Here is a 26,418-nt window from a genome sequence, read left to right as displayed (position 1 = left end):
CACGCCTTTTGGATAGGTCGTGCACTTTTGCGTTAACAGGCTACCCTCTCGATTCAAAGAAGGCCCAGAAATTTTTGGTAAATAACGATAAAAGGGACATTCCGACGACCGAGGACGCCGTGAGCACGATCGCCAAAGCCAGTCAGCACGCTTGGATGTATGCCGTGCTCATCGAAATGAATGATTATTGCCGCAACGAGGGCCTGGAAGAAGTGGCAGCTTCGCTCCAACAAGCCATCGAACGGATGGAGCCGGTGGTGTTTCCCCGTATTTCTCTGGGCCGGACGTTGGCGGAGTGCACCCCTGTACGCTCTGCCGAAGTGGTGAGTTTCCCCTCGCCCCGCTGAAACCGAATTTCCGGCTCTCGCCGTCCCAACCAGAGGTCCGGGAACCCGCCGATAAACTCGATCCGGCGGCAGGAGGCGGTGTCCCAGGCACCGCCTCCGCTAATTTTCGCGGATGCGCAATCACACCGAAAAACGGAAAATCAGAACCAGTGATGTTCCCGCGCGATCATCGCGGCATGGGTGCGGTTACGCGCCCCGATCTTGCGGGTCAGCGTGCGCACATGCAGCTTCACGGTGACTTCCTGAAGATCCATTTCGCGCGCGATTTCCTTATTGGTGCGGCCCGCACAAATGCCCCGCAACACCTCGGTCTCACGCGGCGACAAGCCGCCCATCGTGGGCGCATCATCTTGCTTGAGGAAATCGAAGGGCGCGAAGACGGAGCCAGAGGCCATCAGCGTCACCGCCCCAATGATCGAGCGCGCGGGCAAAGCCTTCGGCACAAAGCCAATCGCGCCTTCATCCAGCGCCTCACGCGCCGCAGCGGGCCGCGCCACGCCGGAAATGATCGCCACCGCCTGATCGGGGTATTGGCGTTTCATTTCGGTCAGGCCCCGCAGCCCATCCATTCCGGGCATATCATAATCGAGCAGCACAAGATCAAAGGGACCACGGGCCGCCACCTCTTCGAGCGCCTCCGAAAGGTTCCCGGCCACATCGACTTCTTCGCATCCGCCGGACCGCAGCAGCGCAGCAATGGCGTCGCGCACAAGGTCATGGTCGTCGGCAATCAACAGTTTCACGCCCACCTCCGATATTTTTTCTTCAGCCCCCCGGCCACGATTGCGACGTTTACCCTACCCATGGCCCCCAGCCATCCTTTTCGTATTCTTAAAGAACTAGAGCCATTGCAAGCGAACGCTGGGACTGTTTTGCGCATTCTCGCCCTAATCACCAGATATACCACCCAAGGTAGAAGAAACGCCATACTTTGGCATAAGTCTTTATTCTTTTTCCTAGGTGGTGCATCAAAGGCTCTGTGTAAGACTCCTGCGATCATGCGTGTTCGAGGGGGGAGAAGAGTGCGCAGTTTGAAAATTTGGGCGTTTACCATCGCTTTTGTGTGTTTGTTGGTTGGTACAGGGATGGGTCTGCCCTTGCCCGCAACAGTTGCACGCGCGCAAACCGCCCTGCCCCAAGATATTGGCAGCGACGCGGCACTGGCCCCGCTGATGCAACCGCAAGGCCCGGTGCTTTTGACCGTACAAGGCGCGCTGGCCGTCAGCAATGCCATGGCCTCCTCGGTTGGCGATGCCCCCCCGCTGCGGCAAGCCCGCTTTGATGACCAGATGCTCGCTGAAATGCCGCGCAACAGCTTTTCTACCTCGACGATCTGGACCAGCGGCGTGATTGAGTTTGAAGGGGTCGATTTGCTCACCCTGATGAACCGGCTCGGCGTGACCGACGGGCGGTTGCGTATTCGCGCCATCAATGACTACATCGCAGAGATTCCCGTGGACGAATTGCGCCCCGGCAGCCCGCTTTTGGCGGACCGGCGCGATGGCCAGCCAATGTCGATCCGGGAAAAGGGGCCACTTTGGTTGGTCTATCCTTATGATAGCATGCCAGAGTATCGCAATGAGGTGGCCTATGCGCGCTCTGTGTGGCAGGTGGACCGCATCGAGGTTCTCCCTTAGAGTGCCCGGCGCACGCGCGCTGTTCCACCGCCCCTTCAAACAAGGCTTGGCCGAAGTCTGATGTCCGACACCTCAAACCCTTTTCGCGAACGCCCGCAGGTTTGGCGCAATATCCTGTTCGCGGGTCTTGTGGTATTGATTTTCGGCGCGGTGGCGGGGCTCTATCGCTACGGCGTTTCGGTGCGCAGCGAGATTGACACGCTCGCCATCGCCAATTCTGACAGTTTGCAATGGACGCTGGCGCAGCTTGAGGTCGAGTATTTTCACCTTGAGGCGGCGATGACGCGCGCCGATCCGGCAGTGCCGAAAACGCTAAGCGATCTTTCGCGGGATTTCGATATTTTCTATGCCCGCGTGAATACGATCAGAGAGGGCAAAGGGTTCCGCGAGGTTTTGACCTCGGCCCCCGCGATCACTGCGATCACCCGGATTGCGACCTATACCGATACAACCGCAAAGATTTTCGATGCTGGCCCCGAAGCGCTGACAGAAGCCCTGCCCGCGCTGCGCGATGCGACGGACGAGATCATGCCGATCGTGCGGGACCTCTCGCTCGGCGGTGTGCGCGCCTTTGCCGAACGCTCAATGGCGCAGCGCGAACAGGTTTTTGCCTCGCTGATCCGGCTCGCGAGCCTGACCGCCGCGCTACTCGTGACGCTGTCGGGGGGCTTCGTCGCGACGTGGTGGCTTTGGCGCTATGGCCGCAACCAGACCCGCTCGCTTTATTTCGCGAAAGCGCGGCTTGAAGCGGTGATTTCCACCTCGATTGACGCGGTGATCGTGGTCGACCAAGAAGCCCGCGTCGTGGAGTTTAACGGCGCGGCGGAAAAGGTCTTTGGCTACAGTAGGAACGAGGCCATCGGCGCGCCGATGACCGATCTGATTGTGCCGCATCATATGAAAACGGCGCATGACGCCGGGTTCAAACGCTACCGTGCGGGCGGCGTACCGCGGATTGCGGGCCATGGGCTGATCGGGCTGCAAGCGCGCCGCAAGAACGGCGATCTGTTCCCGGCAGAGCTGTCTGTCACAGCGACACGGATCGGCAAACACGAGATTTTCGTGGGCTATCTGCGCGACATCACTGACCGGGTGGCCGCAGAGCAAGAATTGATCGACGCGCGCGACCAAGCGATGGCGGGCGAGCGGGCGCAGTCGGAATTCGTGGCGGTGATGAGCCATGAAATGCGCAACCCGCTCAACGGGCTTTTGGGCACCGTCGATTTGTTGAGCGAAACCGAGCTTGACGATACCCAGCGCCGCTTTGTGGATTCGATGCAAAAGGCCGGGGAAATCCTGCTGAGCCACGTCAACAACACGCTTGATGTGGAACGGCTCGATGCCGGGAAATTCTCGCTCACGCGCGCGCCCTTTGCGCCCATCGCACTGGCCGATGAGGTGGTGCAGATGCAATCGGGCACGGCAGCCGCGCGCGGCAACCAATTGATCGCCCATGTCGAAGGCGATCTGCCCACCGCGGTAGAGGGCGATGCACTGCGCATCCGGCAGGTGCTGATCAACCTCGTCGGCAATGCGATCAAATTCACCGAAAACGGCACCGTCTCGATCGAGGTGGAATATCATCGCGATCAGGGGCTTTTGGAATATCGGGTGATCGACACCGGCGTTGGTATTCCGCCCGACCAGACCGAGCGGATTTTTGATGACTTCGTGACGCTCGACCCGGAATTGTCGCGCGAGGCGACAGGCACCGGCTTGGGGCTTTCGATTGCGCGCCGCCTTGTGCGGGCGATGCGCGGCGAAATTGGCGTTGAAAGCGAAGAGGGCAAAGGCTCTGCCTTCTGGATCACCGTCCCCGTCCCGGTGGTTTTGTCGATGCCCGAAGAGCTGACGCACCCGCCCAGAGATCTGGACCTTACGGTGCCGCCGCGCCCGCAGGCCCCGCTCAAATGGGGTGATGAGCCGGAACCGACGATCCATGTTTCGGCGGATGCGCCGCTGGTGCTCAAACCGCGCCGCCCCCTGCCGCCGCCCGATGCCGCTGCCGTGCCCCCCTGCAGCATGGGCACCGATGGCAAACCGCATCTGCAGGGCCCGGTCGAAGTGTTGGTGGTGGAAGACAATGACATCAACCGCGTCGTGCTTTGCGAAATGCTGCGCCGGGGTGGCCACAAGTTTGATGAGGCCCGCGACGGGCGCGAAGGTGTTGAGGCGGCAGAGAAACATCGCTTTGACGTGATCTTGATCGACCTCAACATGCCGCGCATGAATGGGATTGAAGCGACCGAGGCGATCCGCGCGGGCAATGGCCCGAACAAGCACACGCCGGTGATTGCGGTGACCGCCAACGTTCTGCCCGAGGCGCGGGCGCGGCTTGAGGCTGCCGGGGTCTGCCGGGTGATCTCCAAACCGATCACGCGCAAAATTCTTGAGCAGGTTCTATCGGATGAGCTGTGCGAAAGCCGGATGGCGATGGCCGCGCAACGCGCCCCTGCGCCAGCCACAGCCACGCCCCCCGCGACCGCAGCAGAGCCGCTAACGCTGCGCCCGCTCAGCCCCGCGCCCGCCGCCCCCAAAGCCGCCCCGCCGCGCATTGCGCCTGGCCGCAGCCCTGCCGGAGGCTCCCCCGCGAAGGCGCCTGCCGCCGATGCGCCGCTTCTCAACATCGAAACCCATACCGATCTGGCACAATCTTTGGGTGAAGAGCTGATGGCGCAAACCCTGCGCCAATTCCTCAGTGAGGCGGAGACGATGTTGCCGCGCCTTACCATTGCTGCGGCACAGGCCGAACCTGCCGCGACGGCCGCGCTTGCGCATAAACTCGCAGGCTCCGCCGCGTTGATGGGCGCTGAGCGTCTCCACCGCACGCTTAAGGCCATCGACACACCGCTGCGCCACGCTGTGCCCGGTGCGACGCCCCCCGACCCGGTGGTGGCTGCGCTGATCGCTTTGCCAGCGGTCTGGTCCACCACTCGCGCCCGGGTTGCGCCTATCCAAAGTGCGAAAATCCCACCACAAAGAGAAAATCAAGCCGGAGCAGAGGCATAAACGAAGGGATTAAAGCTGATTTTCTACCTTTAGCCGTGTGAAACTATACTTATGAGTGTATCGCCACACCTCCGACACATTGTTGAATTTCCCTAACGCCAGTTAACCTTGCAAAGAGGTTAAGGAAGGAAATTCCCATGGTCTGGCTCCATATCACCCCGCACCCCGCGCAAAACGGTTCTGCGCTCGGTCCGTGGCTCGGCCGTGTGATCGCGCGTCTGCGCGCCCCCTTCTCGACCTCCGCGCCCCCGGCTGGCCGCACGCATGCAGAGCGCGCCGCCTACAATCGGGGGTTTAGCGAAGGGTTCAGCGCGGGCTTCACCCGTGTTGCCCCCCTGAGCCGGTTGCCGATGCCCTCGGCCCCGGCAAATATCGCGGAACTCTCCTCCGAGCATTCCCCCGAGGCGGCCCCCACCGCCGAGTTCTCCGCGACGAGCAGCACCACCCAACTGGCTTCGGCGTCGTCTGTCCGGGCGGCGCCGAAGTTCCACGCCGTGGATGCGGATGAAATCTCTCTTGTTCTGCTTCTGTCGCGGCGCGCGGGCTCTGAATTGCCCTGCGTCGAATGGATTTCGGAACATGGCCTGCCGTTCCGCCGGATCGCCGCGCTGCAGCCCACCTCGCCGATCTGGTCGGCGCCGCATGGGGCGCTGCTGTTGGTGGACCTTGATACGCTGGGTGGCGTGGCGGTGATGGCCGAAAGCCTGATGCGGCTGCGCGAAGGCCGCCCCGATATTTCGATCGTGCTTCTGTCTGAGGAAGTCGCGGGCCATGATTTCGGTCTGGAGCGTCTGGCGCTCGCCGATATCACGCTGCGCCTGCCCTGTGCTTTCGCGAGCTTCGAATTCGCGCTGGCCGAAGCACCGATCAACAACGCCATCTGGCAAGAGCGTATGGCCGAAGCCAGTATGGCCTCGGGCAATTAAGCGCGCCGGATTTCCTGATCCAGAATACGGGCGATCGTCGCTGCATCCACCTCAGAGAAGGTGAGCGGCAGACGCAGATCGAGCAGTCCCGCAAGAATGCGATCGGTGCGCGGCAGAAGTTGCGCAGGCACGTAGCGCCAGCTTTCGTGACGCGAGGTGAAGGCGACGGGCTCTTCCGCCCCGAACCATTTCAGCTCGACCCCACGGGCAGCGCAGCGTGCCATAAGCGACAGAATGCGCGGCTCTGTCCAATCGGGCAGCAAAAACTGGAAAGAGGAGCCCACAACGGCCTCTTCTTGGGGACGCGGGATGATCCGCAGCCCCGGCGTGGCAGAAAGTCCCGCTTCCAGCGCCCGATAGAGCCCATTCCAGCGGGTAATCTTTTGCGGCAGTTCGGCAATTTGCGGGCGCAAGATCGCGGCACGCAAATTGTCCATCCGGCCAGAGACATTGGGCGTGTGGTATTTCAGCCCCTCAAACACCTCCGGCGGGGGGGCGGCGCGGTGGCGATCATAGAGCATGTAACTGCCCGACAGCAGGATCATTTTCGCCATCACCACCGGGTCATCTGAAATCAAAAGCCCGCCCTCGCCGGAATTCATGTGCTTGTAGGTCTGGGTAGAATAGCAGCCCACCACCCCATGGCGACCAGAGGGCACACCGCACCACGCCGCGCCCATCGTATGCGCGCAATCCTCGATCACCTTGAGCCCGGCCCCGTCGGCGATGTCCATCAGCCGATCCATGTCACAGACATGCCCGCGCATATGCGACAGCAGCAGCACCTTGGCGCCTGCGCTGGTGGCTTTGTCCGCCAGATCATCAAGGTCGATCACCAGATCCTCGGTGACCTCGACGAAAACAGGCTCGGCCCCCAATGCCGCTATCGCGCCCGGCACCGGGGCGAGCGTGAAGGCATTGGTCAAAACCCGGTCGCCCGGGGCCACGCCAAGGGCACGCAACGCACAGCCCATCGCATAGCCACCCGACGCCACGGCCAAACAGTAAGCCGCGCCGGTATATGTTGCAAAATCAACTTCTAGCGCCGCTGTTTCGCCCATTTCACCCGGCGCGACGTTGTATCTGTGCAAGCGTCCCGATTGCAAAACCGCCAGGGCTGCGGCGATCCCGGCCTCTGAAATCGGCTCTTGCTGGGTGAAATTGCCGGTGAAAACCTCGATCTCATCCATCGGTCTTATCCTTGTTCAAGGCAAACAGCGCGCAAGCGAGAGCCAACACCAGTGCGGCAATGAAATAGGCCGCATCGGGGCTTTGCACCGGGGCGGCATCGGTGAGGAAATAGCCGAAGACTTGGGCGAAGAACAGCGTGCCCACCAACATCGCAAGGCTTTCGAGCGCGCCGATACCGCCTTGCAACGCGCCTTGTTCTTCCTCCGGCACTGCGCGCGACATCATCGCGATCAACGTGGGTTGGGCGAAGCCTTCAGGGCCGTGGAAGATCAACAGTAAGATCACCGCCCCAATGCCGCCCGCAAAGCCGTAGCCCGCTGCCGCGACGAACGAGATGGTGAGCCCCAACAGCGCTGCGCGCCGCTCCCCAAGCCAAGCGACCGCCGGGCCAGTGAGCACGCCTTGAAAGAATGCCCAGACAAGCCCGAAAGCGGCGAGTGAAAGGCCGATCACCGCCTCTGACCAGCCGAATTTGGCGATCCCCCAAAACGGCCAAATCGCTGGGTAGACGGCGGAACCAAAGGCATAGATCCCCAAAACGACGATCAACCGCGTGACACCTTTTGCGCGGCGAAAGACGGCAAACACGCCAAAGGGGTTGGCCTCGCGCCATACAATCGCGCGGCGTTTGGACCGCGCAAGCGTTTCTGGCAAAAAGAAAAAGCCCCAGATCAGGTTCGCGCCCGCAAGGCCGGCGGCCACCCAGAATGGCACGCGCGGCCCCAGCGCGCCCAGCAAGCCGCCCAAGGCGGGCCCCATGACAAAGCCAAGCCCCAAGGCCGCACCGAGCCAGCCAAAGGCACGCGCGCGCTGCGCGGGCACCGTGATATCGGCGATATAGGCATTGGCAATCACCGGGGTCGCACCGCAAATCCCCGCCGTGATCCGCGCGGCAAAAAGCCAAGCAAGGCTCGGCGCGAGCGCATAAAGCAGATAGTCCACGCAAAGGCCCGCCAGCGCGAGCAACAGCAGCGGGCGGCGGCCAAAACGATCCGAGATCGCGCCCATCAAAGGGGCGGCCAAAAACTGCGCGAGCGCATAGCTTGCATAAAGCCAGCTGCCGACCTGCACCGCCTCCGAGAGCGCAATTCCGCCAACCTCTTCAATCAGGCGCGGCAGCACCGGCACGATCAGCCCCAGCCCCGCCATGTCTAAAAACACCACCGCCAGAATAAAGGCGGTGGCGCGGCGGTTGCTGTGTTGAGGGGCCGTGATTTCAGACATGAAGCGGTAGGAAACGCGCGATCAGCGCGCTTAAATCGGCGTAGCTATCGAGCATCGCCTCGGGGTCAAGGCGCGCGATATCGCGCCCCTCGGGGCCAAAACTGACCAAAACGCAAGGCACACCCACGGCCAAAGCCGTCTCTCGGTCTGTTTTTGTATCCCCAATCAAAAGCGACTGCGCAACCGCGCCCCCTGCCCGTTCCACCGCCGCATGATAGGGGGCCGGGTCAGGCTTCCGGGTGGGCAGGGTATCGGCGCCAATCAGCGCATCAAAGAGTCCCGTCACCCCCAGCTTATCGAGCAGATTGCGCGCAAGCCCCTCGGGCTTATTGGTGCAAATCGCGGTGCGATACCCTGCCGTGCGCAACGCCGCAACCGCGCCCGCAGCCCCGGGGTAAAGCCTTGAATGCACACAGATATGATCTGCGTAATGCCCCAAAAGGCGCAGATAATCTTCCTCAATCAATTGCGCGGCATCCGCTGTCCCCGCGCGCGCGTGGCCCAAAGCGAGCATCGCTCGCCCCCCATGAAAGGCCGTGCGCGCATCCGCCACCGGGTCCAGCAGATCCCCCATGTCGCGCGCACGAAAACACGCATTGGCCGCCGCCACCAAATCGGCGGCTGTGTCCACCAATGTGCCATCAAGATCGAAAACCACGGTTTGCACTGTTACGCCCCCGAAAGATTGTGTGATGCCCGCCCTCTTGCGAGAAGATATGGTATCGGTAAAACAGGCTGGAGCAGAAGAAAAGGCACCCCAATGGCACTTGCCCTCGTGATCCTGGCCGCAGGTCAAGGAACCCGTATGAATTCCGACCTCCCCAAAGTGCTGCACCAAATCGGTGGCGCGCCGCTGGTGGCGCATGCTTTGGCGGCCGGCCAACGGCTTGCGCCGGAGAAATCGGTGGTGGTGGTCGGCCATGGGGCCGAAGCCGTGGCGAAAGCGGTGGGCAAATTCGACCCCGAAGCCGAGATTGCCTATCAACCCGAACAGCTTGGCACCGGCCATGCCGTGGCGCAGGCTTTGTTGCAAATTTCCAGTTTTGAGGGGAAGATTCTCGTCCTTTACGGCGACACCCCCTTCATCCGGCCAGAAACCCTTGAAGCGCTTGTGAAAAGCACCGCTGATGTGGTGGTTTTGGGCTTTGAAGCCGCCGATCCGGGCCGCTATGGGCGGCTGGTGGTGGAAGGTGATCGGCTTGAAAAGATCGTTGAATTTAAAGACGCTAGCGAAGAAGAGCGTGCGCTCACCCTGTGCAATTCGGGCGTGATCTGCTGCGATGCCTCGCTGCTCGCGCTTTTGGTGCGAGAGTTGAAAAATGACAATGCGGCGGGGGAATACTACCTGACCGATATCATCGAAGGCGCGCGGTCCAAGGGCCTCGTGGCCGAGGTCGTGCGCTGCCCCGAAGAGGAAACCCTTGGCATCAACACCCGCGCCGAACTGGCGCGGGCCGAGGCGCTCTTTCAAACCCGCGCGCGGGCCGAGGCGCTGGAAAACGGCGTCAGCATGGTGGACCCGGCGACGGTCTATTTCGCGCTGGACACTTGGCTTGGGCGCGATGTTACGGTGGGGCCGAATGTGGTTTTTGGCCCCGGCGTAACGGTGGAAAGCGGCGCGTCGATTGAAGCGTTTTGCCATTTGGAAGGCTGCCACATTTCGCGCGGGGCGACGATTGGCCCCTTTGCGCGGCTGCGCCCCGGCGCGGAACTGGCCGAAGATGTGCATATTGGCAACTTCGTCGAGGTGAAAAACTCGCTTCTGGCCGAAGGGGTGAAGGTCGGGCACCTCACCTATTTGGGCGATACCAATGTGGGCGAGCACACCAATATCGGCGCGGGCACGATCACCTGCAATTATGATGGCGTGTTCAAGCACCGCACGACGATTGGTGCGAATGTCTTCATCGGCTCGGATACGATGCTGGTCGCGCCGGTCACGGTGGGCGATGGCGCACTGACGGGCTCTGGCTCCACAATCACCGAAGATGTGCCAGCGGGCGCCGTGGCGCTCGCCCGGGCAAAGCAGGTGAACAAACCGGGGCTGGCGGTGAAACTGTTTGAAATGCTGCGCGCCAAGAAAGCCGCGTTGAAGTAAAGGGTCGGATAGATGTGTGGGATCATTGGCATTTTGGGCCACCACGAGGTTGCCCCCCTGCTGGTTGAGGCGCTCAAACGGCTCGAATATCGCGGCTATGACAGCGCCGGGATTGCCACGGTGAGCAAGGGCGTGCTGGATCGGCGTCGCGCCGTCGGCAAGCTGGTGCATCTGTCAGATTTGCTGGTGCATGAGCCGCTGGCCGGGCGTCTGGGCATTGGGCACACCCGTTGGGCCACGCATGGCGCCGCGACCACGGGCAATGCGCATCCGCATCGCTCTGGCCCGGTGGCGGTGGTGCATAACGGGATCATCGAAAACTTCCGCGACTTGCGCGAAGAACTGGCCGAAGCAGGCATCACCCCCGAAACGCAGACTGATACGGAAACTGTGGCCCTGCTCACCCGGATGCATATGGAGCGCGGTATGGGCCCCCATGCGGCCGCCATTGCGACGCTGCATAAGCTTGAGGGGGCCTTTGCGCTTTTGTGGATCTTTGAGGGCGAAGACAATCTGATGATCGCCGCCCGCAAAGGCTCGCCGCTGGCGATTGGCCATGGCGAGGGCGAGATGTTTGTGGGCTCGGATGCGATTGCGCTCTCGCCCTTCACCGACCGGATCACCTATCTGGAAGAGGGCGATTACGCCTTTGTCACCCGCGCGGGCGTTGAGATTTTCGACCAAGCGGGCGTGGTGGTGCATCGGGGCGAAACCAAGGTCGACCGCAGCGCCACGCAGGTGGAAAAAGCGGGTTACAAGCACTTCATGGCGAAAGAAATCGCAGAGCAGCCCGTGGTTTTGGGTGACGCTTTGCGACATTATCTGACCCTCGACGGGGTGAATTTGCCGCCAGAGTTGGACTTTTCCAGCATTGAGCGGTTGACGCTCGTGGCCTGCGGCACGGCTTTCTATGCCTGCTCTGTGGCCAAGTATTGGTTTGAAACGCTCGCCGGTATTCCGTGCGAAATTGATGTGGCTTCCGAGTTCCGCTACCGCGAACCGCCGATGCCCATTCAAAGCTATGCACTGTTTGTCAGCCAATCGGGGGAAACCGCCGATACGCTGGCGGCTTTGCGCTATTGTGCGGGCAAGGTCGCCAAAACCGTTGCGGTGGTGAACGTGCCAAGCTCGTCCATCGCGCGCGAGGCCGATCTGGCGCTGCCGATTTTGGCGGGCGTTGAGGTGGGCGTGGCATCCACCAAAGCCTTCACCTGCCAATTGCTGGCACTCGCTGTGATGGCGCTCAAAGCCGGGCGCGACCGAGGGCATTTGGCCAAGGCGCAGTTCGACGGGCATCTCGATACTCTGCGCGCAATGCCGGGGCTGATGAATGCCGCGCTGACCACGGCGGATGACATTGCCAAGCTTGCCGAACAACTTGCCGAAGCGCAGGATATTTTGTTCTTGGGGCGTGGGCCGATGTATCCCCTCGCCTTGGAGGGCGCGCTGAAGCTCAAGGAAATCAGCTACATCCATGCAGAGGGTTATGCCTCGGGCGAGCTGAAGCACGGGCCGATCGCGTTGATTGACCGGACCGTGCCGGTGATTGTGATGGCCCCGCATGACAAGCTTTTCGACAAGACCGTGTCGAACATGCAAGAGGTGATGGCGCGCCACGGCAAAGTGCTGTTGGTGACCGATGGCAAAGGCGTGGCAAGCGCGGCAGAGGGGACTTGGGCGCATCTGCGCATGCCCGAAGTGGCCGAGCCTTTTGCACCGCTGCTTTACGCCCTGCCCGCACAGCTTTTGGCCTATTACACCGCGATCGCGAAGGGCACGGATGTCGATCAGCCGCGCAACCTCGCCAAATCGGTGACGGTGGAATAATGGCCCGCAAGCGCCGCAGCCGGGTGATTGTGGCTGAAGATCGCCCGATGACCGAAGAAGAGGCGCAACTGGCAGCCGAAGCCGCCGCCTATGCGGCCTCCGACGCAGAATATACGCAATATGCGGAGGCCGAAGAGGAAGACCTTGGCCCACCGCCAAGCGTGGAAGAGGCGATTGCCACGCTGGAAAGCTGCGCTGACGCGGAGCGTGCCGAAAGCGCGGCGGCCTATCACAAGGTCGAGCGGCGCTATTTGGGCATTACCGTGCCACTGATTGAAGACATGGCGCGGCTATGGCGCGCGCAATGCACGCTTGAGGAACGCGTCGCACTGGCCGAGGGGTTGTGGCGCTCTGAGGTGCATGAGGCAATGGTTGCGGCGACAAAACTGCTCACCCAAGCGCGCATCCGCCCCGATGACGCGGTCTGGGAAACCATCGCCGGATGGGCGCCCGGTTTCAACGGCTGGGCCGTCGCCGATCACGCCTGCAATGCAGGTGGTCGGAGGCTGATTGCAGCCCCCGAACGGCTCGATCAAGTTGAGGTCTGGCTACAGAATTCGAACATGTGGACCCGGCGCGCCGCGCTGGTTATCACGCTGCCCTTTACAAAATCGAACAATCCGAGCGAAGAAGAACAAGCAGCGAGAACCCGCGTTCTGGGCTGGTGTGAAACCCTCGCGCCGGAGCGCGAATGGTTCATCCAAAAGGCGATTGGCTGGTGGCTGCGCGAGCTTTCAAAGCATGATGCGGCAGCCGTGCGCAATTGGCTCGCCCAGCATGGCGAGAGGCTCAAACCTTTCGCGCGCAAAGAGGCTGCAAAACACCTGAAGTAAGGGCTTAGCTGCGTTTCGCCGCCGCCCAATCCCGGACGGCATTGCCAAAGGCCTCAAACAGCGGGCGCGAGACCGGGTCTTGCGCGGCATTCCATTCGGGGTGCCATTGCACAGCCATCGTGAAGCCGGGCGCATCTTTCACATAAATCGCCTCGGGCGTGCCATCTTCGGCGCGGCCCTCAATCACGATGCGGGGCCCCGGTTGGCAAATCCCCTGCCCGTGCAGCGTGTTGGTCAGAACCTCATCTGCGCCGAACAATTGCGCGAACCGCCCGCCGGGCTCCAAATGCACCTTGTGGCGCAACGCAAAAGATTCCTCCAACGTGCCATCGGGCGGCATGCGGTGGTTCATCCGGCCCGGCAACTCGCGAATTTCAGGGTGCAGCGTGCCCCCCATCGCGACGTTGACCTCTTGAAAGCCGCGACAAATGCCAAAAAACGGCTGACCACGCTCCACACAGGCGCGCACCAAGGGCAGCGTGATGGCATCACGCGCACGGTCAAAGGCGCCGTGTTTCTCGGTCGGTGCCTCGCCATATTCCTCGGGGTGGATGTTCGGGCGCCCGCCGGTGAACAGAAAGCCGTCGCAGACCTCCATCAATTCCTCGACCGCAACCATTTCAGGATCGGCAGGGATCAAAAGCGGGATGCAATCCGACACACGCGCCACCGCGCAAGAGTTCATCTGCCCGCCTTCATGGATCGGGTAATGGTCGTTCAGAAGACCTCTGTTTCCAATGATCCCGACGACCGGGCGATGTGCTGCGCTTGCCATGACGTGCTCCTTTGCACTCAAGCTAATGGCTCAGCGCCAATGCGCAAGCCTTTCGGCATGCGCAGCTTTTGTGCATGCGCGCAGGGTCAGGTGGCGGCGGCTTCGGCGGCGAGTTTGCGAATGCGCTCAACCATCGCCGCCAACCCGTTCGAGCGTTGCGCGCTTAGATGCGCATCAAGCCCAAGCCGCCCCATTTCCGCCTTGGCATCGACCGCGCCCACCTCGGTCACCGTCAGGCCCGAATAAAGCGTGTGCAAGAGCGCGATCAGCCCTTGCACGATCATCGCATCCGAGGCGCCTTCAAAATCAAACACCGCCTGGGGACCAGTGCCTTCGATGCGCGGCATCAACCACACTTGGCTCGCGCAGCCTTCGACCTTGGTCGCGGGCACTTTGAGCGCCTCATCCAGCGGCGGCAGCGCTTTGCCCATTTCAATCACATGGCGGTAGCGGTCTTCCCAATCATCGAGGAAGTCGAAAGTTTCGGCGATCTCTTCGAAGGCGGGGCTGGCCATGGCTCTCTCCGGTATTGCTGCGCTGCAACATGGGTAGCCTGCGACGTTGCTTGCGTCCAGTGCGCCATGTGCCGCTTTTCAAAGCCTGCGCAATAAGCTACCCAGACAGGGACCATTTCTGCCCGACCGGAGTGACCATGACCGAGATCCGCCGTTTCGCCCCCGTGGCTCTGCTGTTGGCCAGTTCTGTGGCGCTTTCGGGCTGTGGCTGGAAAGACAGCAAGATGAACCCGTGGAACTGGTTCTCGCAAGAAGAGGTGACCACGCTCGCGCCGAAGGAAGGCTATCCGGAGATCGCCAATGACCCACGCGAACTGGTTGCCACGGTGACCAAGCTGGAGATCAAGCGCACCCAAGGCGGCGCGATTGTCGCCGCCACCGGCATGCCGCCGACGCAGGGCTGGTGGGGCGCCGATTTGCTGGCGGAAAATGATGGTAACCCGGTCGATGGGGTGATGACCTATCGCTTCGTTGCCGCTTGGCCGAACCCGGGCAGCCCCGCAGGCCAACGCACCAGCACCCCCGAATCGCGCGAGATCACCGCCGCCGCCTTCATCAACAATGTGAAGCTTGCGCAGGTGAAACAGGTCGTGGTGATTGGCGCCAGCAACCAGCGCGCAGTCAGCCGCTGAGGCCCTTCAAACAGCATTCAAGCTGACAAACTTTCGCGGGCACTGGTCGCGAAAGCGCCAGAATCGGCGCGCGGTTGAGCCACGCGCCAAGCCGATAAATACATCAAACCACCTGATCAAATTTTAAGCAATTCGGCGCCTTTTGAGAAGCGAAGGCGCTTGAAAGAGGCGATCGCCGCTCTTGGAGGCGGTGCGACGCATCCCCCCGTTGGGGAATGCCGTCGCTTTCTTGGCCTCGTAAACTTGACACTTTTTCTGGGCACGCGCGAAATCAGCCAATCCATTGGCCATGCAGGCATATCACTTAGGTTTATGCCCGCTTTTTATGAGGAGATACGCGTGAAAACTCTGTTCACGGCGCCGGTTCGCACAACCGTTAAACTGACCGCCCTTTTTGCAGCGACAGCCTTTTTTGCAGGTTGCGGTCCGGGCTCCATGATTTTTGGCGAGGGCGGTGACAAATCCGTCACGGGTTCTGCCGGAGGCGCCGCCCAAGCGCGGGCAAAATCGATGGGCACGGGTAAGAACGGGCCGGAAACTGAAGACTACACCCCGCCCAGCAACGAATACACCCCTCCCAGCAACGAATACACCCCTCCCACCGACACTAGCGGCTGGAGCTAACCCATGACTTGCAGCGCATCAGGTCGACCAAACAGGTCGCCCTGATGCGCGCAGCGCCATGGTCGTTTGTTCGTAGCGAGTATAGCCCCATCCGATCTGATCGGGTGGGGCGTTTTGTTTGTCTGCGGCAAGCCGTTGCGGGATTGGCGGCTTTGCGCTAGGGCTTCGCGCGACGAATCCCCCCGCGACGCACCCCGAGGAGACAGCCATGAGCGAGCGCAAACCCGGCCTGACCTATTCGCAAGCGGGGGTCGATATCGACGCGGGCAATGCCCTTGTCGAACGCATCAAGCCCGCCGCCAAACGCACCACCCGCCCCGGCACCATGTCGGGCCTTGGCGGCTTTGGCGCTTTGTTCGACCTCAAAGGCGCGGGCTACCAAGACCCGATCTTGGTCGCCGCCACCGATGGCGTGGGCACCAAGCTGCGCATCGCGATTGATACCGGCAATGTCGATACGATCGGCATCGACCTTGTGGCGATGTGCGTGAATGACCTTGTCTGCCAAGGCGCGGAGCCGCTGTTCTTTTTGGATTACTTCGCCACCGGCAAACTGGAGGTCGATCAGGCCGCCCGCATCATCGAGGGTATTGCCGAGGGCTGCGCGCAATCGGGCTGTGCGCTGATTGGCGGCGAAACGGCGGAAATGCCGGGCATGTATGCCAAGGATGATTTTGACCTTGCCGGCTTTGCCGTGGGCGCAATGGAACGCGGGGCCGATCTGCCCGCAGGCGTACAGGAAGGCGATGTGCTGTTGGGCCTGGCCTCCAATGGCGTGCATTCGAACGGCTATAGCTTCGTGCGCAAAGTGGTGGACCTCTCGGGCCTTGGCTGGGATGCGGCCTCTCCCTTTGGCGATGGCAGCCTCGGCGAAGCGCTCCTTGCCCCCACCCGGCTTTACGTCAAACAAGCGCTGGCGGCGGTGCGGGCGGGCGGCGTTCATGCGCTGGCCCATATCACCGGCGGCGGGCTGACCGAAAACCTGCCCCGCGTTTTGCCGGAGGGCATGGGCGCGACCATCGACCTTGGCGCATGGCAATTGCCGGGCGTGTTCCGCTGGTTGGCCGAAACCGCGAATATGGAAGAGGCGGAGCTTCTCAAAACCTTCAACTGCGGCATTGGCATGATTTGCGTTGTGGCGGCAGACCAAGCCGACACGCTCAAAGCGCTTTTGGAAGCCGAGGGTGAAACCGTCACCAAGCTTGGCACCATCACCGCAGGCGCGGGTGTGGCTTACGAAGGCAAATTGCTGTGAAACGCGTTGCCATCCTCATCTCGGGGGGCGGCTCGAACATGCTGCGCCTTGTCGAGGACATGAAGACCCTTGCCTATGCCAAACCGGTTCTGGTCGCCTCAAATGACCCGAGCGCGGGCGGCATCGAGAAAGCCGCGCGCAAAGGCGTGCCGACAGCGGTGATCGACCATCGCCCCTTTGGCAAAGACCGCGCGGCCTTTGAGGCGGAACTTTTGAAGCCGATCTTGGCCGCCAAGCCCGATGTGGTTTGTCTCGCAGGCTTTATGCGGGTGCTGACGCCCGATTTCGTCAAAGAATTTGAGGGGCGGATGCTCAACATCCACCCCTCGCTTTTGCCGAAATATCCGGGGCTGCACACGCATCAACGCGCGCTCGACGCAGGCGATGCGGAAGCAGGCTGCACCGTGCATGAGGTGACGCCGGTTTTGGATGATGGGCCGATCTTGGGCCAAGCGCGGGTGCCGGTGCAGGCGGGCGACACTGCCGAAACATTGGCCGCGCGGGTGCTTGGCCAAGAACACGCGCTTTACCCCGCCGTGCTGCGCCGCTTCCTCGCGGGCAATCGCGAACCGCTGTTTTTGGCCTAAGCGCGGGCCAAAACCGCCCCAAACACAGCGAATCCGCACTTTCCTTTAGGCCGCGCAGCGCTTAAGGGAAGTGCATTCAGGCGGGATGACCCCGCGAAAGAGAGGGCGCGAATGCACACGATCACCACCACCGAAGCCTTGGCCGAGTTTTGCGCCCGTGCGAAAGACGCGCCCTATGTAACGCTCGATACCGAGTTTTTGCGCGAGCGCACCTATTGGTCGAAGCTGTGCCTTGTGCAAATGGCGCTGCCCGGCAAAGAGGGCGACGCGGTGCTGGTCGACCCGCTCTCGGACGGGCTTTCGCTTGAGCCGCTTTACGACCTCTTCCGCCATGAGGCGACGGTGAAGGTCTTCCATGCGGCGCGCCAAGACCTAGAGATTTTCTTCACCGAGGCCAAAGTCTTCCCGCATCCGCTGTTTGACACGCAAGTCGCGGCAATGGTGTGCGGCTTTGGCGAGCAGGTGGGCTATGAGACGCTGGTGAAAAAGATCGCCAAGCAATCGCTCGATAAAACCTCGCGTTTCACCGATTGGTCGCGCCGCCCGCTGACAGAGGCGCAAAAGAACTACGCCATCGCCGATGTGACTCATTTGCGGGTGATCTACGAATTCCTGTCCAAGGAACTGTCGAAATCGGGCCGCGAAAGCTGGGTTGAGGAAGAAGAAGCGATCCTTCTGAACCCCGAAACCTATATCAACCGCCCGGAAGAGGCTTGGATGCGGGTGAAAACGCGCACCAATTCGGGGCGTTTCATGGCCGTAGTGCGCGAATTGGCTAAATTCCGCGAAGGCTTTGCGCAGGCCAAGAACATTCCGCGCTCGCGCATTTTCAAAGATGATGCGCTCCTTGAACTGGCCTCGACCAAGCCCACCTCGATGGAAGAGCTTGGCAAATCACGGCTTTTGCTGCGTGAGGCCCGGCGCGGCGAGATTGCCGAAGGGATTATCACCGCTGTGAAAGCGGGTCTTGAGGTGAAGCCCGAAGACTTCCCCCGCACCGACAGCGAAGAGGCGCAACTGCAGGTCAATACCGCTTTGGCCGATTTGCTGCGCGTGCTTTTGAAGGCGAAATCGGAACAGGCGGGCGTGGCAGCAAAGCTGATTGCCACCGCTTCGGACCTAGACCGGATCGCCGCGGGCAAGCGCGATGTGGCCGCGCTTTCGGGCTGGCGCAAAGAAGTTTTCGGCATCGACGCGCTGCGCTTGGCGGCGGGCGAAATTGCGCTGACCGCTGCGGGCGGCGCGGTTCGGGTCGTCCAAGTCTGAGCACCCTAAGTGGCGCGGGCGATCCGCCCGGCCGCGCCAGCTCGCACAAACCCCGCATATCTTGCAGGCAAAACCGCGTGTTGGCGCGGCAGGGCTACGCTTTTTCATCCGCACTTGGCACGGCATTCGCATTCCGCACCCGCGCGACGGTTCGCGGGCTTTACCTTGCGCCTAGATACCTTATATAAATGCTTGGATTTTGCAGGGATGACCCATGACCACCGATGCGCAACCGCTTCCCGAGGGAACGCCGCTGATTGCCCCTTCCGATCTTGACCATCCGCTTTACGATGCGGTGGTTGATGCCTGCCGCACTGTTTATGACCCGGAAATTCCGGTCAATATCTACGATCTTGGCCTGATCTATACGATCAAGATTGGCGATGATGGCGTGGTGAAGATCATCATGACGCTGACCGCTCCGGGCTGCCCGGTGGCGGGCGAGATGCCGCAATGGGTGGTGGATGCGGTCGAGGCGCTTGACGGCGTGCAGCGCTGCGAGATTGACATGACCTTCGATCCGGCTTGGGGCATGGATATGATGTCCGAAGAAGCCCGGCTTGAACTCGGCTTCATGTAAGCTTTGCCCTTGTCGCAGCGGCCCGCGCGCCTACCCTAGGGGCCAAAGATACCGCTGTCTGACGAGGGTTTCATGACCGACACGCTGTTTTCGCCCGGGCAATTGGGCGAAATTTCCATTGCCAACCGCCTTGTGATGGCGCCGCTCACCCGCAACCGCGCGCCGAACCGTGTGCCCACCGATTTGATGGTGGAATATTACCGCCAGCGCGCGACGGCGGGGTTGATTGTGACCGAGGGCGCGCAAATTTCGCCCGTGGCGCAAGGCTATGCTTGGACGCCGGGCATTCACACCGAAGAACAGGCCGACGGCTGGGCCAAGGTCACATCGGCGGTGCATGCGGCGGGCGGCAAAATCGTGATCCAGCTGTGGCATGTGGGCCGTGTCTCGCATCCAAGCATTATTGATGGCGCAACGCCGGTGGCCCCTTCTGCGCTTTCTGCTGCGGCCAAAACCTTTGACGGCACAGGCTTTGTCGAAACCGCCCTGCCCCGCGAAATGAGTGCCGAGGACATTGAGCGCACCTTCCTTGATTACGCCCATGCCGGGCAATTGGCCAAGCAAGCCGGTTTTGACGGGGTCGAGTTGCATGCCGCCAACGGCTATCTAATCGACCAATTCCTGCGCGATAGCTCCAACACCCGCACCGATGATTGGGGCGGCTCGATCACCAACCGTTGCCGCTTTTTGCTGGGCGCGGTGGATGCGTTGACGGGCGTTTGGGGGCCGGGGCGCGTTGGCGTGCGGCTTTCGCCCTATTCCAACGCCAATAACGTGGGGCTCGACAGCCATACACTGGAGCTTTTCGGCCATGCGATTGGGCAGTTGAACGCCCGCCCGCTTGCTTTCGTGCATTTGGTCGAGGGCCAAACCGGCGGCGCGCGTGATTGGCCCGCAGGCGAATTGGAAAAGCTGCGCGCAATGGTGGCGGCCCCCTATATCGCCAACAATGGCTACAGCCGCGATATGGCGCTGGATGCGGTGCGCAGCGGCAATGCCACGGCGGTGGCCTTTGGTAAGGCCTTCATCTCCAACCCCGATCTGCCTGCACGGCTGCAGCGAGATGCACCGCTGACGCCGCCGAAGGTTGAGCTTTTTTACGGCGGCGGGGCCGAGGGCTATACCGACTACCCAACGCTTCGCTAAAGCCAAACCACGCGGGGTGCCTTGCGAGCGCGCCCCGCAAAACCTATCTTTGTAAAAACAGCTTTCGCTCTAAGGAGCCGCCCCATGTTCGCCATTCCCGGCCAAGCCCCCGTCACCCTCACCCCTGCTGCCGTCACCCAAATCGCCGCCCTGATGGCGCGCGAGGGCGCGGCGGGCTTTCGCATTGGTGTAAAAAAGGGCGGCTGCGCGGGGATGGAATACACGATGGAGGTCGCGGCCGAAGCCGACCCGATGGATATTGTGGTCGAAGAAGGCGCGGCGCGGGTGCTGATTGCGCCGCTGGCGCAAATGTTCTTGCTTGGCACCGAGATCGACTATGAAGAAAGCCTGCTTGAAGCGGGTTTTAAGTTCCGCAACCCCAATGTGGTCGATAGCTGCGGCTGCGGCGAATCCGTCAAATTCCGCGACACGGCCGAGGGCTGAGCCCAACGCAAGCCCGGGTCGCGCGTTTTACGGCTTGCGCGCGCCCGTGAGCGGCCTAATCTGCCCCGGAATTGATTAACGGAGGGGCGCATGCGCAAGAAACTGGCCGCAGGCAATTGGAAGATGAATGGCACCAAGGCAAGCCTTGGCGAGGTCACGGCGCTGATTGCGGCCCATCCCGATCCGAAATCCGAAGTTCTGCTCTGCCCGCCCGCCACGCTGGTGGAAGCGATGGCGCAAACCGCTGGCGGTAAAATCGCGGTCGGCGGGCAAGATTGCCATATGAAGCAATCGGGCGCGCATACCGGCGATGTGGCCGCCGAAATGCTCAAAGATTGCGGCGCCACTTACGTGATTTTGGGCCATTCGGAACGCCGTGCGGACCATGATGAAAGCAGCGCGATGGTCTGCGCCAAGGCCGAAGCGGCGAAAGCAGCGGGGCTTGTGGCGGTGATTTGCGTGGGCGAGACCGAAGCGCAACGCGATGCGGGCGACACGCTCGAGGTGGTGGGCAAGCAGCTCCATACCTCGGTGCCCGAAGGCGCCAATGGCGAAAACACGGTGATCGCCTATGAACCCGTTTGGGCGATCGGCACCGGGCGCACGCCCACGCTTGAGCAAATTGCCGAAGTGCATGATTTCATGCGCGCCGAACTGGTGGCCCGCTTTGGCGAGGCTGCCGAGGGCATCCGCCTGCTTTACGGCGGCTCGGTCAAACCCTCGAACGCGACCGAAATCTTTGCCACCTCGAATGTGGATGGCGCTTTGGTCGGCGGTGCGAGCTTGAAAGCCGCCGATTTCGGCGCGATCATCGCAGCACTTGACGCGGCCTAGGGGAAAAATAGGGGCTCCGCCCCCAAACCCCCGAGATATTTCGACAAAGTCGAAGCCAAAGGGCGCTCAGAGAGGCGCCCTTTTTCCTGTCCAGCCCTTTCGACTTGGGGCAAATATCCCGCAGGATGGGGGCAGCTTCGCCCCCCCCTTCACACCGGCAAGATTGTGGTCGATTTGATCTCTTCCATGCTCAAAAGCGCGGTGACGTTGTAAATCCGCACCTCTGAGATCAGCGCCTGATAGAAAGTGTCATAGGCGCGGGCGTTTTTGACCCGCACTTTCAAGATATAGTCGATCTCGCCCGCAAGCCGATGCGCCTCCAACACTTCGGGCCGGGCGCGCAGGGTGGCGAGGAATTTGTTTTGCCAATCCGCCTCATGTTCCGAGGTGCGGATCAGCACGAAGAAGCACGCCTCCAGCCCCAAAGCCTCGGCATCCAGCAGCACCGTCTGCCGCCCGATCACACCGAGATCCTTCATCTTGCGAATCCGGTTCCAGACCGGGGTCTTCGAAGAGCCCACCTTGCGCGCGATTTCATCGAGCGATTGGCTCGCATCTTCCTGAAGCTGAAACAAAATCTTCCGATCCATCTCGTCTAGCCGGACCGCCATTCGCGAAAACTCCCGTTCCTTGGGAAACTGCTTCCCTCGACGCAAGGATATGAAACAAAATTCCTTATTCGCAAGGGATACTGGCGATTTAGGGGAATATTTTTCTATATTGCCCACCAAAGGAGACCGCCATGACACATCCCCTCCCCTTCGGACATGTCACCCTTGCGGGCGCCGGCCCCGGCGCTGTGGGGCATTTGACGCTGGCTGTCGCGCGCGCTTTGGAAGGCGCCGATATCGTGCTGCATGATAAGCTGGTTTCGGCCGAGGTTCTGGCGCTCGCTGGCCCGCAAGCGACGCTCGTGGAAACCGGCAAAGAGGGGTTTGGCCCCTCGATGGCGCAATCGCATATTGAAACGCTGATGGTCGGCTTTGCGCAGGCGGGCCGCAATGTGCTGCGGCTGAAATCGGGCGATCCGGGGCTTTTCGGGCGTTTGGGCGAAGAGTTGGATGCGCTGGATGCGGCGGGCATTGCCTACACCGTGCTGCCCGGTATCACCGCTGCTGCGGCCGCTGCCGCAAGCCTGAACCAAAGCCTGACCGAGCGGGGCCGCAACCGTGAGTTTCGCCTGCTGACCGGGCATGGCGCGGATGGTTTTGCCGAGGCCGATTGGGCAAGCCTTGCCCGCCCCGGCACAGTGGCCGCGATTTACATGGGCAAGAAAGCCGCGCGCTTCATTCAGGGCCGCCTGATGATGCATGGCGGCTGTCCCACCACCCCGGTGACGCTGGTTGAAAACGCCTCGCGCCCCGAAGAACGCCGCCTTTCGGGCACGCTGGCCGATCTGCCCGCGCTTGCCGCCCAACTGGATGGCCCCGCCGTGATTTTGTGGGGGCTTGCCCCCCGCGCCGCCGAAACTGCTGAAATTCTGGAAGCCGCCCAATGAGCCGCACCCATGCAAAAGTCGTCTCCGCCAATGATCTGCGCGCGGGACATACGGTCTATCTGACCTCCAATGGCGGCTGGAGCCGTTACATCACCCAAGCCGAACTGATCACCGATGAAGCCGAGGCGCAATTGCGCCTGCTTGACGCGATTGGTCATGCCACTGTCGTGGTCGGCGCCTATCTCGTCGATGTGGAACCGGGCGCGAATGGCCCGGTGCCGGTGGCGTTGCGCGAACGCTTCCGCGCGCAAGGCCCCTCGATCCACCCCAGCAAGCAAACCGCCCGCGCGGAGGCCCGCCATGTATCAGCATAATGACTTTGACCAAGCCTTCTTGCGCAACCGCAATGCGCAATTCCGGTCTCAGGTAGAGCGCCGCCTGTCGGGCAGCCTGACGGAAGACGAGTTCAAGCCGCTGCGGCTGATGAATGGCGTCTATCTGCAACTGCACGCTTATATGCTGCGCGTCGCCATTCCCTATGGCACGCTGTCTGCCGATCAAATGCGCGTTCTGGCCGAGGTGGCCGAGCGGTGGGACCGGGGCTACGGCCATTTCACCACGCGCCAAAACATCCAGTTCAACTGGGTCGCGCTGACTGACATTCCCGATATTCTCGACCGTATGGCCGAGGTGGGGATGCATGCGATCCAAAGCTCGGGCAACTGCATTCGCAACACCACCGCCGATGCTTTGGCGGGCGCAAGTGCCGATGAACTGGCCGATCCGCGCCCCTATGCGGAACTGATCCGGCAATGGTCCACTGATCACGCCGAATTCCAGTTCCTGCCGCGCAAGTTCAAGATTGCCGTCACCGGCTCGCCCGAGGACCGTGCCGCGATTGCCGCGCATGATGTGGGGCTGCAACTGGTCGAGCAAGGCGGCGAAATCGGGTTTCGGGTGTTGGTGGGGGGCGGCCTTGGCCGCACGCCGATGCTCGCGCAGGAGCTTCGCGCCTTCCTCCCCTCAGCGGAGCTCCTGCCTTATTTAGAGGCCATTTTGTCGGCCTATAACCTGATCGGGCGGCGCGACAATAAATATAAAGCGCGTATCAAGATCACGGTGTTCGAGCACGGGATCGACACGTTCCGCGCGGCGGTTGAGGAACAATTCGCCAAGATCCGCCCCGCCTATACGGGCGAGGATCAAGCGCTTCTGGCCGAGATCGCTGCGCAATTCGCGCTGCCCGATCTGCGCGAGAACTTGGCCGAGTTTGACGCCACCACCCGCGCGGTGGACCCGCTTTATGCGGCTTGGGCGGCGCGCGCAGTGACGGACCACAAGCGCGCCGATCATGCCAGCGTCACCGTAGCGCTGAAAGTCGCGGGCGAAGAGCCGGGCGATGCCTCTGCCGCGCAGATGCGCGCGCTGGCCGATATTGCAGAGCGGTATGGCTATAACGAGCTGCGCATCACCCACAGCCAAAACGTGGTGCTGCCGCATGTGGCGCGTGAAGACCTGCCCGCCGTTCATGCCGCGCTTTTGCGCGCCGGTTTGGCTGCGGCAAATATGGGCAGGCTTGGTGATATCATCGCCTGCCCCGGCATGGATTACTGCGCGCTGGCAACGGCCCGCTCGATCCCGCTTGCGCAAGAAATCGCGCAACATTTCCAGACCCTTGGGCTGGAAGAAGAGATCGGCGCGCTGAATTTGAAAATTTCGGGCTGCATCAATGCCTGCGGGCACCATCACTTGGGGCATATTGGCATCCTCGGGCTTGACCGTGCAGGCGCAGAAAACTACCAGATCACCATTGGCGGGCACGAGGGTGACCAAAAGCACCCCGCCGCGATTGGCGAGAAAATGGGGCCGGGCTTTGCCTATGAGGCAGTGGTTCCGGCGCTGGAACGGCTGTTGCGCACCTATCTGGATCTGCGCAACGGAGCAGAGGAAACCTTTCTGGATGCCGTGAAGCGGCTGGGCCTCGCGCCCTTCCGGGCGGCACTTTACGCAGAGGTACGCGATGCGGCTTGAGCTTTCCCAACGTGTGGCGGGGTTGAACCACCGCTACCGCAGCCATGACCCGGCGGCGCTGGTCGCCGCGACGCTGAATGACCCAGATACCGGGCGGGTGGCGCTTGTGTCGTCCTTTGGGGCGGAATCGGTTGTGCTTCTGCATATGGTCGCCACCCGTGCGCCGGAAACGCCGGTGCTGTTTGTCGATACGCTGATGCTCTTTGAAGAAACGCTCGCCTATCAGCGCGAAGTGGCCGAAACACTTGGCTTGAAAGACCTGCGGGTGATCCGTGCCTCTGAGGCGGATCTGGCGGCGCAGGACCCGGAGAACAAGCTGCACAAAACCGACACCGATGCGTGCTGTGCCCTGCGCAAAACCGCGCCGCTGGAGGCCGCTTTGGCGGAATTTGACGGCTGGATGACCGGGCGCAAGCGTTACCAAGGCCAAACCCGGGCCGATATTGACCATTTCGAGGTGGAAACGCCCACCCGGATGAAGATCAACCCGCTTGCCCATTGGGGCCGGACCGAGATTGCCGATTATATGGACCGCTATGACCTGCCGCGGCATCCGCTGGTGGCGCGCGGCTACCCTTCGATTGGCTGTGCGCCCTGCACCTCGCCCGTCGCGGCGGGCGAAGACCCGCGCGCGGGCCGCTGGCGCGGTCAAGAAAAGACCGAATGCGGCATCCATTTCGTCAATGGGCGCATCGTGCGGCCGGGCAGCCTTGAAGCAGAGAAGTCGGAGAAAGTGGCATGAGTGTTTTGGTCCGCGATGACGGCTTTCACACCGAGGATTTTGACGGGCTGGCGGTCGAGCTTGCCCCCACCACAAAGCCCGACGAAATTGCCACGCTGATCGCCAGTGCCGGTCTGGTGGTGGTGCGGTTTGACAGCTTCGCCGATGGCCGGGGCTTCACGCTGGGCCGCCTTGTGCGAGCGGCGGGCTACACCGGGCGGTTGCGCGCGCGCGGCCCTTTGATTGCCGATCAATATGCGATGGCACGCCGCGCTGGCTTTGACGAGGTGGAGATTCCTCCCGAGATCGCGGCGCGGCAAAGCGAAGCAGATTGGCTTTCCAGAGCCGATTGGCAGGCCCATGACTACCGTAAACGCCTTGGTTTTAAGGGTTGCGACAGCCTGCTCGCTTGACTCGCAGCCTCCCGCGGGCCATTGCCGGAAAGATGGCATGACCCGCGGAATTATGATATCCGCAA

Annotated in this window: 28 protein-coding genes; 21 read left to right on the top strand and 7 right to left on the bottom strand. The window is 61.8% G+C overall.

The genetic code is table 11. The annotated features are described in order from the left end of the window. The first annotated feature begins 119 nt into the window (after nt 1–119). A complete protein-coding gene (locus CRO18_RS08400) occupies nt 120–347 on the top strand; it encodes a hypothetical protein (protein WP_139327838.1) in 228 nt (75 codons plus the stop codon). A 140-nt stretch (nt 348–487) separates the two neighbouring features. Here the strand turns inward: CRO18_RS08400 and CRO18_RS08395 are convergent, their stop codons facing one another. Next, nucleotides 488–1,090 (bottom strand): response regulator transcription factor, encoded by a 603-nt coding sequence (locus CRO18_RS08395; protein WP_076485735.1) that lies wholly within the window; start codon nt 1,088–1,090, stop codon nt 488–490. 279 nt (nt 1,091–1,369) lie between these two features. Here CRO18_RS08395 and CRO18_RS08390 point away from each other — a divergent pair, with 279 nt between their 5' ends. The 3 genes from CRO18_RS08390 (at nt 1,370) to CRO18_RS08380 (ending at nt 5,919) form a co-directional block, all read left to right on the top strand. Beyond that, nucleotides 1,370–1,984 carry an oxidoreductase gene (locus tag CRO18_RS08390; RefSeq protein WP_143128617.1) on the top strand — a complete coding sequence of 205 codons (615 nt, stop codon included), beginning with the start codon at nt 1,370–1,372 and terminating at the stop codon, nt 1,982–1,984. A gap of 60 nt (nt 1,985–2,044) precedes the next feature. Then, nucleotides 2,045–4,993: an ATP-binding protein gene (locus CRO18_RS08385; RefSeq protein ID WP_097081787.1), complete on the top strand. Its 2,949-nt coding sequence runs from the start codon at nt 2,045–2,047 to the stop codon at nt 4,991–4,993. A gap of 137 nt (nt 4,994–5,130) precedes the next feature. Next, nucleotides 5,131–5,919, top strand: a complete 789-nt coding sequence (locus CRO18_RS08380) for a hypothetical protein (protein ID WP_097081786.1) — start codon at nt 5,131–5,133, stop codon at nt 5,917–5,919. Here CRO18_RS08380 and CRO18_RS08375 read toward each other — a convergent pair. The 3 genes from CRO18_RS08375 to CRO18_RS08365 are packed head-to-tail and all read right to left on the bottom strand — an operon-like array spanning nt 5,916 to nt 9,001. After that, on the bottom strand, nt 5,916–7,109 hold the full coding sequence (locus CRO18_RS08375; protein WP_097081785.1) for a DegT/DnrJ/EryC1/StrS aminotransferase family protein: 1,194 nt from the start codon (nt 7,107–7,109) through the stop codon (nt 5,916–5,918). The genes CRO18_RS08380 and CRO18_RS08375 overlap by 4 nt on opposite strands. Next, nucleotides 7,102–8,334: an MFS transporter gene (locus tag CRO18_RS08370; protein WP_097081784.1), complete on the bottom strand. Its 1,233-nt coding sequence runs from the start codon at nt 8,332–8,334 to the stop codon at nt 7,102–7,104. The genes CRO18_RS08375 and CRO18_RS08370 overlap by 8 nt, the downstream gene beginning before the upstream one ends. Continuing rightward, the gene (locus CRO18_RS08365; protein ID WP_097081783.1) at nt 8,327–9,001 is read right to left on the bottom strand and encodes an HAD-IA family hydrolase; all 675 of its coding nucleotides are present in this window, start codon (nt 8,999–9,001) and stop codon (nt 8,327–8,329) included. Before CRO18_RS08365 ends, CRO18_RS08370 begins: the two co-directional genes overlap by 8 nt. 93 nt (nt 9,002–9,094) lie before the next feature. On the opposite strand from CRO18_RS08365, the gene glmU reads away from it, so the two are divergent. From glmU to CRO18_RS08350, 3 genes are read left to right on the top strand one after another with little or no spacing between them, the layout of a single operon-like run. Then, nucleotides 9,095–10,432, top strand: coding sequence for a bifunctional UDP-N-acetylglucosamine diphosphorylase/glucosamine-1-phosphate N-acetyltransferase GlmU (gene glmU, locus CRO18_RS08360; protein ID WP_097081782.1), 1,338 nt, complete (start codon nt 9,095–9,097; stop codon nt 10,430–10,432). A gap of 12 nt (nt 10,433–10,444) precedes the next feature. Beyond that, nucleotides 10,445–12,259 (top strand): glutamine--fructose-6-phosphate transaminase (isomerizing), encoded by a 1,815-nt coding sequence (glmS, locus tag CRO18_RS08355; RefSeq protein ID WP_097081781.1) that lies wholly within the window; start codon nt 10,445–10,447, stop codon nt 12,257–12,259. After that, complete coding sequence (locus tag CRO18_RS08350; RefSeq protein WP_349290221.1) at nt 12,259–13,092, top strand: DNA alkylation repair protein; 834 nt, start codon at nt 12,259–12,261, stop codon at nt 13,090–13,092. The genes glmS and CRO18_RS08350 overlap by 1 nt, the downstream gene beginning before the upstream one ends. A gap of 4 nt (nt 13,093–13,096) precedes the next feature. Here CRO18_RS08350 and CRO18_RS08345 read toward each other — a convergent pair whose 3' ends face one another. Both CRO18_RS08345 and CRO18_RS08340 read right to left on the bottom strand, forming a co-directional pair. Further along, entirely contained in the window at nt 13,097–13,867 is a 771-nt protein-coding gene (locus CRO18_RS08345) for a gamma-glutamyl-gamma-aminobutyrate hydrolase family protein (RefSeq protein ID WP_097081780.1), read from the bottom strand. A gap of 86 nt (nt 13,868–13,953) precedes the next feature. After that, nucleotides 13,954–14,382 (bottom strand): SufE family protein, encoded by a 429-nt coding sequence (locus CRO18_RS08340; RefSeq protein ID WP_097081779.1) that lies wholly within the window; start codon nt 14,380–14,382, stop codon nt 13,954–13,956. Nucleotides 14,383–14,519: 137 nt separating this feature from the next. Here CRO18_RS08340 and CRO18_RS08335 point away from each other — a divergent pair, with 137 nt between their 5' ends. The 9 genes from CRO18_RS08335 to tpiA all read left to right on the top strand — a co-directional run bounded on the left by CRO18_RS08335 (nt 14,520) and on the right by tpiA (nt 21,750). After that, nucleotides 14,520–15,014 carry a hypothetical protein gene (locus CRO18_RS08335; protein WP_097081778.1) on the top strand — a complete coding sequence of 165 codons (495 nt, stop codon included), beginning with the start codon at nt 14,520–14,522 and terminating at the stop codon, nt 15,012–15,014. 159 nt (nt 15,015–15,173) lie between these two features. Further along, a complete protein-coding gene (locus CRO18_RS08330; RefSeq protein ID WP_143128616.1) occupies nt 15,174–15,638 on the top strand; it encodes a hypothetical protein in 465 nt (154 codons plus the stop codon). 208 nt (nt 15,639–15,846) lie between these two features. Next, complete coding sequence (gene purM, locus CRO18_RS08325) at nt 15,847–16,893, top strand: phosphoribosylformylglycinamidine cyclo-ligase (protein WP_097081776.1); 1,047 nt, start codon at nt 15,847–15,849, stop codon at nt 16,891–16,893. Continuing rightward, the gene (gene purN / locus CRO18_RS08320) at nt 16,890–17,480 is read left to right on the top strand and encodes a phosphoribosylglycinamide formyltransferase (RefSeq protein WP_097081775.1); all 591 of its coding nucleotides are present in this window, start codon (nt 16,890–16,892) and stop codon (nt 17,478–17,480) included. Before purM ends, purN begins: the two co-directional genes overlap by 4 nt. Nucleotides 17,481–17,591: 111 nt before the next feature. Next, nucleotides 17,592–18,746, top strand: a complete 1,155-nt coding sequence (gene rnd / locus CRO18_RS08315) for a ribonuclease D (RefSeq protein WP_076485632.1) — start codon at nt 17,592–17,594, stop codon at nt 18,744–18,746. A 214-nt stretch (nt 18,747–18,960) separates the two neighbouring features. Next, a complete protein-coding gene (locus tag CRO18_RS08310) occupies nt 18,961–19,326 on the top strand; it encodes an SUF system Fe-S cluster assembly protein (RefSeq protein WP_076485633.1) in 366 nt (121 codons plus the stop codon). A gap of 72 nt (nt 19,327–19,398) precedes the next feature. Beyond that, nucleotides 19,399–20,472 (top strand): alkene reductase, encoded by a 1,074-nt coding sequence (locus CRO18_RS08305; protein WP_097081774.1) that lies wholly within the window; start codon nt 19,399–19,401, stop codon nt 20,470–20,472. An 84-nt stretch (nt 20,473–20,556) separates the two neighbouring features. Beyond that, the gene (locus CRO18_RS08300) at nt 20,557–20,916 is read left to right on the top strand and encodes an iron-sulfur cluster assembly accessory protein (RefSeq protein WP_076485635.1); all 360 of its coding nucleotides are present in this window, start codon (nt 20,557–20,559) and stop codon (nt 20,914–20,916) included. Nucleotides 20,917–21,006: 90 nt separating this feature from the next. Next, nucleotides 21,007–21,750 carry a triose-phosphate isomerase gene (tpiA, locus tag CRO18_RS08295; RefSeq protein WP_097081773.1) on the top strand — a complete coding sequence of 248 codons (744 nt, stop codon included), beginning with the start codon at nt 21,007–21,009 and terminating at the stop codon, nt 21,748–21,750. 149 nt (nt 21,751–21,899) lie between these two features. Here the strand turns inward: tpiA and CRO18_RS08290 are convergent, their stop codons facing one another. After that, on the bottom strand, nt 21,900–22,361 hold the full coding sequence (locus CRO18_RS08290) for an Lrp/AsnC family transcriptional regulator (RefSeq protein ID WP_076485637.1): 462 nt from the start codon (nt 22,359–22,361) through the stop codon (nt 21,900–21,902). Between the two features lie 131 nt (nt 22,362–22,492). On the opposite strand from CRO18_RS08290, the gene cobA reads away from it, so the two are divergent. Genes cobA through CRO18_RS08265 form a run of 5 tightly spaced genes read left to right on the top strand, consistent with a single transcriptional unit; the run spans nt 22,493 to nt 26,353 of the window. Next, a complete protein-coding gene (gene cobA, locus CRO18_RS08285; RefSeq protein ID WP_097081772.1) occupies nt 22,493–23,248 on the top strand; it encodes a uroporphyrinogen-III C-methyltransferase in 756 nt (251 codons plus the stop codon). Then, nucleotides 23,245–23,562: a DUF2849 domain-containing protein gene (locus CRO18_RS08280; RefSeq protein WP_097081771.1), complete on the top strand. Its 318-nt coding sequence runs from the start codon at nt 23,245–23,247 to the stop codon at nt 23,560–23,562. Before cobA ends, CRO18_RS08280 begins: the two co-directional genes overlap by 4 nt. Further along, a complete protein-coding gene (locus tag CRO18_RS08275; RefSeq protein WP_097081770.1) occupies nt 23,549–25,219 on the top strand; it encodes a nitrite/sulfite reductase in 1,671 nt (556 codons plus the stop codon). Before CRO18_RS08280 ends, CRO18_RS08275 begins: the two co-directional genes overlap by 14 nt. Then, nucleotides 25,209–25,961, top strand: a complete 753-nt coding sequence (locus CRO18_RS08270) for a phosphoadenylyl-sulfate reductase (RefSeq protein ID WP_097081769.1) — start codon at nt 25,209–25,211, stop codon at nt 25,959–25,961. Before CRO18_RS08275 ends, CRO18_RS08270 begins: the two co-directional genes overlap by 11 nt. After that, nucleotides 25,958–26,353, top strand: a complete 396-nt coding sequence (locus CRO18_RS08265; RefSeq protein WP_097081768.1) for a DUF934 domain-containing protein — start codon at nt 25,958–25,960, stop codon at nt 26,351–26,353. The genes CRO18_RS08270 and CRO18_RS08265 overlap by 4 nt, the downstream gene beginning before the upstream one ends. The last annotated feature ends 65 nt before the right edge of the window (nt 26,354–26,418 follow it).

This window comes from Rhodobacter sp. JA431 (assembly GCF_900217725.1).
Lineage (GTDB): Bacteria > Pseudomonadota > Alphaproteobacteria > Rhodobacterales > Rhodobacteraceae > Rhodobacter > Rhodobacter aestuarii.
This window is presented reverse-complemented; position numbering and strand designations above follow the sequence as displayed.

What these genes read in the sequence shown, in the direction of transcription:
- CRO18_RS08375 (WP_097081785.1), bottom strand. Translation starts at nt 7,109, where the DNA reads ATGGATGAGATCGAGGTTTTCACCGGCAATTTCACCCAGCAAGAGCCG.
- CRO18_RS08350 (WP_349290221.1), top strand. Translation starts at nt 12,259, where the DNA reads ATGGCCCGCAAGCGCCGCAGCCGGGTGATTGTGGCTGAAGATCGCCCG.
- CRO18_RS08280 (WP_097081771.1), top strand. Translation starts at nt 23,245, where the DNA reads ATGAGCCGCACCCATGCAAAAGTCGTCTCCGCCAATGATCTGCGCGCG.
- cobA (WP_097081772.1), top strand. Translation starts at nt 22,493, where the DNA reads ATGACACATCCCCTCCCCTTCGGACATGTCACCCTTGCGGGCGCCGGC.
- CRO18_RS08370 (WP_097081784.1), bottom strand. Translation starts at nt 8,334, where the DNA reads ATGTCTGAAATCACGGCCCCTCAACACAGCAACCGCCGCGCCACCGCC.
- tpiA (WP_097081773.1), top strand. Translation starts at nt 21,007, where the DNA reads ATGCGCAAGAAACTGGCCGCAGGCAATTGGAAGATGAATGGCACCAAG.
- CRO18_RS08270 (WP_097081769.1), top strand. Translation starts at nt 25,209, where the DNA reads ATGCGGCTTGAGCTTTCCCAACGTGTGGCGGGGTTGAACCACCGCTAC.
- CRO18_RS08310 (WP_076485633.1), top strand. Translation starts at nt 18,961, where the DNA reads ATGACCACCGATGCGCAACCGCTTCCCGAGGGAACGCCGCTGATTGCC.
- purM (WP_097081776.1), top strand. Translation starts at nt 15,847, where the DNA reads ATGAGCGAGCGCAAACCCGGCCTGACCTATTCGCAAGCGGGGGTCGAT.
- rnd (WP_076485632.1), top strand. Translation starts at nt 17,592, where the DNA reads ATGCACACGATCACCACCACCGAAGCCTTGGCCGAGTTTTGCGCCCGT.
- CRO18_RS08340 (WP_097081779.1), bottom strand. Translation starts at nt 14,382, where the DNA reads ATGGCCAGCCCCGCCTTCGAAGAGATCGCCGAAACTTTCGACTTCCTC.
- CRO18_RS08335 (WP_097081778.1), top strand. Translation starts at nt 14,520, where the DNA reads ATGACCGAGATCCGCCGTTTCGCCCCCGTGGCTCTGCTGTTGGCCAGT.
- CRO18_RS08300 (WP_076485635.1), top strand. Translation starts at nt 20,557, where the DNA reads ATGTTCGCCATTCCCGGCCAAGCCCCCGTCACCCTCACCCCTGCTGCC.
- glmU (WP_097081782.1), top strand. Translation starts at nt 9,095, where the DNA reads ATGGCACTTGCCCTCGTGATCCTGGCCGCAGGTCAAGGAACCCGTATG.
- CRO18_RS08380 (WP_097081786.1), top strand. Translation starts at nt 5,131, where the DNA reads ATGGTCTGGCTCCATATCACCCCGCACCCCGCGCAAAACGGTTCTGCG.
- CRO18_RS08305 (WP_097081774.1), top strand. Translation starts at nt 19,399, where the DNA reads ATGACCGACACGCTGTTTTCGCCCGGGCAATTGGGCGAAATTTCCATT.
- CRO18_RS08275 (WP_097081770.1), top strand. Translation starts at nt 23,549, where the DNA reads ATGTATCAGCATAATGACTTTGACCAAGCCTTCTTGCGCAACCGCAAT.
- CRO18_RS08385 (WP_097081787.1), top strand. Translation starts at nt 2,045, where the DNA reads ATGTCCGACACCTCAAACCCTTTTCGCGAACGCCCGCAGGTTTGGCGC.
- glmS (WP_097081781.1), top strand. Translation starts at nt 10,445, where the DNA reads ATGTGTGGGATCATTGGCATTTTGGGCCACCACGAGGTTGCCCCCCTG.
- CRO18_RS08265 (WP_097081768.1), top strand. Translation starts at nt 25,958, where the DNA reads ATGAGTGTTTTGGTCCGCGATGACGGCTTTCACACCGAGGATTTTGAC.
- CRO18_RS08290 (WP_076485637.1), bottom strand. Translation starts at nt 22,361, where the DNA reads ATGGCGGTCCGGCTAGACGAGATGGATCGGAAGATTTTGTTTCAGCTT.
- CRO18_RS08345 (WP_097081780.1), bottom strand. Translation starts at nt 13,867, where the DNA reads ATGGCAAGCGCAGCACATCGCCCGGTCGTCGGGATCATTGGAAACAGA.